Source organism: Clostridium sp. OF09-36 (genome assembly GCF_003481985.1).
In the GTDB taxonomy this organism is placed as follows: domain Bacteria; phylum Bacillota; class Clostridia; order Lachnospirales; family Lachnospiraceae; genus Brotaphodocola.
On record NZ_QUMD01000082.1, the window covers coordinates 1 to 1287 of the forward strand.

A 1287-nucleotide genomic window follows, 5' to 3' on the forward strand; every position below is an offset into this window, starting at 1 on the left:
AAGCATATCCCACACAGGCTGGTCATTCGATTGGAATAATCCATCGATGAACTACCTGTATCATAGAACATTTTTGTGCCCTGTGCCGTATGTCCACAAAGTAGGAATTAGGGGTAAAAATCAGAAATTTCCACGATTGCGGAATTGATATGGTATAATCAATTCAACGGTTATAAATGTCGTTAGAAAGGGGGAACTGCTTCAATGAACGGAGCTACTACAATACAGGAACGGCTAAAAGATTTACGATTAAACAAAGGATTAAAACTGGAAGAACTGGCAGAGCAAACAGGTATTTCAAAATCGGCTCTTGGCAGTTATGAAAAAGATGACTATAAGGAAATCAATCATGGCAACCTTATCCTGCTGGCAGATTTTTATGGGGTGTCCCTCGATTATCTCTTTTGCCGGACAGAGAACAGGGCAGAGATCAACACGCCATTAAGGGAGCTGCATTTGAATGATGAAATGGTGGCACTTCTGAAAAGCGGAAGGATTAACAACCGTCTGCTCTGCGAACTTGCCACCCATAAGGACTTTATCAAGTTTCTTGCGGATATTGAGATTTATGTGGATGGGATTTCCACCATGCAGATTCAGAACCTCAACGCCCTTGTCGATACCGTCCGACATGAAATCATTGAACGGTATCGCCCAGGCGAAGATGACCCGCATTTGAAGGTGCTGCAAGCTGCCCATATCAGTGATGATGAATATTTCAGTCACATGGTACGGGATGACCTCAATCTCATTATCCGGGATATTCGGGAAGCCCACAAAAAGGACAGTGAGAGTGCGCCCCAGACCACCGTTGCCGATGAACTGAAAGAAAATCTGGAAGCGGTCGAAAATTTCAAAGGCAGTCGGGATGAAAAGCTGGTTGTTCTTTACTGCAAGCAGCTCGGTATCAACTATAAAAACCTGTCAGATGAAGAATTTCGCTGGCTGATTCGGATTCTCAAAAAATCAAAGAAAATGGGAACGCCAATCAGCCAGCGGAAAAAACGGTAAAGAAAAACCGCTGTTGCATGGTTCGTTAGCTTCCATGTAGCAGCGGTTTGTGCTGTGGTTATTCAGTTAAATTTTCAGAATGACAAGCTGGAATTTACAGAACAATTTCCCATAACAAAGATGAAATAAATGGTTGAAGGAAAAACATAATAAGTGCTACAGATACACATATTATGTAAAAGTCACTCATTTTTGAATTTGAAAAGATTCGCTTCGTAAAATTATCAGTTATCCTATATACAATAAAATATCCAATTATAGTACCAACAGTATTTG

General features: G+C 41.0%; 1 protein-coding gene. It reads left to right on the plus strand.

Going from position 1 to position 1287, the window contains the following annotated elements:
* Positions 1 to 204: 204 nt before the first annotated feature.
* Complete coding sequence (locus tag DXA97_RS19740; RefSeq protein ID WP_118721460.1) at positions 205 to 1011, plus strand: helix-turn-helix transcriptional regulator; 807 nt, start codon at positions 205 to 207, stop codon at positions 1009 to 1011.
* The last annotated feature ends 276 nt before the right edge of the window (positions 1012 to 1287 follow it).